Annotated in this window: 3 protein-coding genes; 2 read left to right on the top strand and 1 reads right to left on the bottom strand. The window is 61.9% G+C overall.

The annotated features are described in order from the left end of the window. Window positions 1–81: 81 nt before the first annotated feature. Entirely contained in the window at window positions 82–1,476 is a 1,395-nt protein-coding gene (locus QMX98_RS32455; RefSeq protein ID WP_042932982.1) for a NorM family multidrug efflux MATE transporter, read from the bottom strand. Between the two features lie 159 nt (window positions 1,477–1,635). Here QMX98_RS32455 and QMX98_RS32450 point away from each other — a divergent pair, with 159 nt between their 5' ends. Next, a complete protein-coding gene (locus QMX98_RS32450; RefSeq protein ID WP_282411967.1) occupies window positions 1,636–2,556 on the top strand; it encodes a LysR substrate-binding domain-containing protein in 921 nt (306 codons plus the stop codon). Window positions 2,557–2,740: 184 nt separating this feature from the next. Next, window positions 2,741–4,717 carry a methyl-accepting chemotaxis protein gene (locus QMX98_RS32445; protein ID WP_221107765.1) on the top strand — a complete coding sequence of 659 codons (1,977 nt, stop codon included), beginning with the start codon at window positions 2,741–2,743 and terminating at the stop codon, window positions 4,715–4,717. Window positions 4,718–4,816 lie beyond the last annotated feature (99 nt).

The raw sequence follows: 4,816 nt of genomic DNA, 5'->3' as shown, positions 1-4,816 counted from the left end.
CCGCGAAGGCGTCACATCAGTCGACATCTTTGTTAACTGACACGACGCCTTCGCGGGCAAGCCTCGCTCCTACAGGGGATCTCAGTCTGTCTGAGGGACTTCGAAACGCTGTACTGACGGCTCGCGCCGAATCATCCCTTTCATCTTCCACTCAAACGCCAGCGTCAGGCTCACCGCCGCGCACGCCAGGCCCAGCGCCAATCCCCACCAGACGCCTGTCGGCCCCCAGTTCAAGTTGAACGCCATCCACCACGCCGCCGGCGCACCGATCAGCCAATAGCAACCCAGTCCGACCAGGAACGTGGTCTTGGCATCCTTGAGCCCGCGGATGCAACCCATGGCGATGGTTTGGGTGCCGTCGAACAGCTCGAACCATGCCGCCACCGCCAGCAGGCTCACAGCCAGGTTGAAGACGTCTCGAAAGGCCGGGTCGTTGTGGTCCAGGAACAAGCCGATCAACTGATTCGGCAGGAACCAGAAGACCATGGCAAAACCCAGCATCGCCGCCGCGCCAAAGGCGATTCCCACCCGGCCGGCCAGCCGCGCGTCCAGCAACTGCCCGGCACCGTAGTGCTGGCCGATGCGCATGGTGATCGCGTAAGAAAGCCCCGCCGGAATCATGAACGCCACCGAAACAATCTGCAGGGCGATCTGGTGCGCCGCCAGTTGCGTACTGCCCATGGTGCCCATGCACAGCGCAGCGAATGCAAACAACCCGACTTCCACTGCGTAGGTGCCGCCGATGGGCAGGCCGAGACGCCACAGCTCTTTCAGGTACTGGCGGTTAGGCCGCGACAGACCCTGGCGCAGCGGATACGCATCGTAAGCCGGATGCCGACGGATGTGCAGCGCCAGCGCCACGGCCATCAGGTTGGCGACGATCGCCGTGACCAGCCCGATGCCCACCAGGCCCATTTTCGGCAAGCCGAACATCCCGGTGATCAACGCGTAGTTGAGCAAGAAGTTGGCCACGGTGCCGCCGAGGCTGATGACCATCACCGGGGTCGCCCGGCCGATGGCGCTGGTGAAACCGCGCAGGGCCATGAAGCTCAGGTAGCCGGGCAGGGCGAACGGCAGGATCAGCAGGAACTGCCCGGCAGCCTGGACGTTGGTTTCGGTCTGGCCAAACAGCAGCAGCACCGGTTTCAGATTCCACAGCAGCAGGCCGGCCACCAGCGCCATCAACCACGCCAGCCACAAGCCGGCCTGGGTCAGGCGCGCGGCACCGACGATATCGCCTGCGCCCTGACGGATCGCTACCAGGGTGCCGACCGCTGCGATCACGCCGATGCAGAAGATCGACACGAACGAATACGTCGCCGCGCCCAGGCCGCCACCGGCCAGCGCTTCGGGACTCAGGCGCGCCATCATCAAGGTGTCGGTGAGGACCATCAGCATGTGCGCCAACTGCGAGGCAATCAACGGCCCCGCCAGCCGCAGGATGGCCCGGAGTTCGGTACGTGCTGGATGCTGCATGGTCATCACGCCTCGGTTATCGGAGTAAACAGGAGAGAGCCGATTCTCGGCGCTCTGCGGGGTTTTCACAAAGGGATAAAAAGGATGGGTGGCATGAGTCAAACTCATGCTGGCAAGTTTCTGCTAACGTGGCGGAACAGCGCTATAGGAGCTTTCCCAATGTCCCGTCGTCTTCCTCCCTTGTATGCCCTGCGCGCATTCGAAGCGGCGGCGCGGCATAGCTCGTTTACCCGCGCCGCTGAAGAATTGTCGATCACCCAAAGTGCGGTCAGTCGACACATTCGTACCCTCGAAGATCATTTCGCCTGCCGGCTGTTTCACCGCAGCGGGCGCAACCTGCAACTGACCGAGTCGGCGCGGTTGATCCTGCCTGGCATCCGTGAAGGTTTCACCGCGCTCGAACGCGCCTGCAATACCTTGCGCGCCGAAGACGACATCTTGCGCATGAAAGCCCCGTCGACGTTGACCATGCGTTGGCTGCTGGCGCGCCTGAGTCGCTTCCGGCACCTGCAACCGGGCAACGAAGTGCAATTGACCAGTGCCTGGATGGACATCGACACCGTGGACTTCAACCACGAACCCTTCGACTGCGCCGTCATCCTCAGTAACGGGCGTTTCCCTCCGGACTGGGAGGCGACGTTGCTGTTCCCGGAAGAACTGATCCCGGTCGGCGCGCCGAACCTGCTGAAGGACCAGCCGTGGGACGTCTCACGCCTGGTCAGCGCAGAGATGCTGCACCCAACGCCAGATCGTCGCGACTGGCGCAGTTGGCTGGAGCGCATGGGGCTGTCGGATCAGGTCTCGCTCAAGGGCGGGCAAGTTTTCGACACGCTGGAGTTGGGCATGATCGCGGCGGCCCGAGGCTATGGCGTGTCCATGGGGGATTTGCTGATGGTGGCGGAAGATGTCGCGCAGGGTCGTCTGAGTTTGCCGTGGCCGACGGCTGTCGCCAGCGGTGAGCATTATTACCTCGTCTGGCCGAAAACCCGCCCGGGAGGTGAACGTTTGCGCCGCCTCAGCGACTTTCTGCAAGGGGAGGTCCGGGCCATGGATTTACCGGATGTCGAACGCTTGAGCTGAATCGATGGAGCCCCAGCAATAGAGGCCTTGAGCCATATCCCGGCTATTTACTCAAGTATTCAGGTTTGCCGCCGAAAATCTGCAGGTGGGACCTTCGTGCAGGTTCCCTGTAATTCCTCTAATTAGAATTTTGCTGAGTGTGCATCGTGATCAGGATGATCCGGTCACTTGGCCAGGAGCTGTCATGTCTCAACCTCGTGCTCGGATCGCCTCACAGCTTGGTCTTGCGCTTGCCGTGATACTGGCGATCGTCATCACTGGCAGTACCGTGTTCGCCCTGCGTTCGCTGGACTCCGCCAACCTCGCCACCCGCGAAGAGCACCTGGCCAGTGAAGCCCGGTTGCTGGCCGACCAGTTGAGTACCTTTCACGGCACGTTGCGTGAAAGCACTCAGCGTCTGGCCGGTCTGTTCGAGAAGCGCTTCAGCGCCGGCCTGAGCGTGTACCCGGACGAACCGGTGGCCGTGGCGGGTACGCAGACCCCGGGCCTGCACCTGGGCAGCGAAGTGTTGAACAACAACTTCAAGGAAGTGGACGAGTTCAAGCAGATGACCGCGGGCGTTGCGACGGTGTTTGTGCGCAGCGGTGAAGATTTCATCCGCGTCAGCACGTCCTTGACCAAGCAGGACGGCAACCGGGCCATCGGCACCCTGCTGGACCACGCTCACCCGGCCTATGCACGCTTGATGGCGGGGCAGAGTTATGTCGGCCGCGCCTTGCTGTTCGACCGTTCCTACATGACGCAGTACACGCCTGTACGCGACAGCAGCGGTAAGGTGATTGCCGTGCTGTTCGTAGGATTCGATTACACCGACGCGCAGAACGCACAGTTTGAGAACCTCAAACGCTTCCGCATCGGCCAGACCGGCTCGCTGGCGCTGCTCGATGAGCAGAAGAAGTGGTTGGTGCCGATTGCGGGTGTGCAAGCGCTGGATCAAGCAGTCCCGGCCATCGTCGATCTGGCGAAAACCCCGGGCAAGGGTGATTTCTGGAGCGACAAGTCCGAAGACTTCTACAGCGTGGCCGTGCCGTTTGAAGGCGGCCCATGGTCGGTGGTGGCAAGCATGCCGAAAGCCGAAATCAGCGCCGTGACCTGGAGCGTCGGCATTCAACTGGCGATCGGCAGTCTGCTGGCGACGTTAATCGCCGTCGGCTCGGCGGTCTGGCTGCTGCGCAGCAAACTTGCGCCGCTGGGTGATCTGGTGCGTCAGGCAGAAGCCCTGGGCGCCGGTGATTTGAGCGTGCGCCTGAGCGTGTCGAGCAACGACGAAATCGGTCAGCTGGCCCGTGCCTTCAACCAGATGAGCCAGGCCTTGTCGACCATGGTCGAGCACATTCGCAAGGCCTCGGTCGAGGTCAACAGCCGTGCCCAGGCGTTGTCCGGTCTGTCCGGCGGTGCCTATGAAGGGATGGAGCAGCAGTCGGGCGAAATCACCAGCATGGCCGGTGCCGTGGAAGAATTCAGCGCAACCTCGCTGAACATTGCCGACAACATGGGCAGCACCCAGCGTCTGGCGCAGGAAAACGCACAGCAAACCCAGATCGGTCGTACCTCGATGGACGAGGCGTCCTCGTCGCTGGAGCAAATCGCTGGCGCCTTGAACAGCACCGCCATCGTGATCAATACCTTGGGTCAGCGCTCCCAGGAAATCGGCGGCATCGTCGGAGTGATTACCTCGATCGCCGATCAAACCAACCTGCTGGCGCTGAACGCGGCCATCGAAGCGGCCCGCGCCGGTGAGCAAGGTCGTGGTTTTGCGGTGGTGGCCGACGAGGTACGCAACCTGGCTTCGCGTACACGTCAGGCCACTGACGAAATTTCCGGGATGATTCAAAGCATCCAGCAGGAAACCGGCAATGCGATCAGCACCATGGAACAGGGCAATGTGCTGATGCAGGAAGGCTTGTCACGCAATGCCAACGTGGCCTCGGCCCTGGCGCGGATCGATGAACAGAGCCGTTCGGCGGGCCAGCAATTTGCGGCGATTACCACAGCGACTCAGGAGCAGAGCAGCACCGCGACCTTGCTCAGCAGCAACCTGCAAAGCATTGCGTTGGCAAACAGCGAGCAGAGGGAAGTGGTGTCGAACCTGGCCGTGACCGCCAAAGAGCTGGAGAAGCTGGCGGCGGACTTGCGCCAAGAGGTTGACCGGTTTCGTTGAGTCGTCGCTGAAATAGTCTTCGCGGGCAAGCCTCGCTCCTACAGGGGCATGTGGCGTTCCACTCTTGTGTGAACGGCATATCACCTGTGGGAGCGAGGC

The organism is Pseudomonas sp. PS02303 (genome assembly GCF_029959925.1).
GTDB lineage: Bacteria > Pseudomonadota > Gammaproteobacteria > Pseudomonadales > Pseudomonadaceae > Aquipseudomonas > Aquipseudomonas mandelii.
Note: the sequence above shows the minus strand (reverse complement) of the source record. Positions and strands in the feature narration are given on the sequence as shown.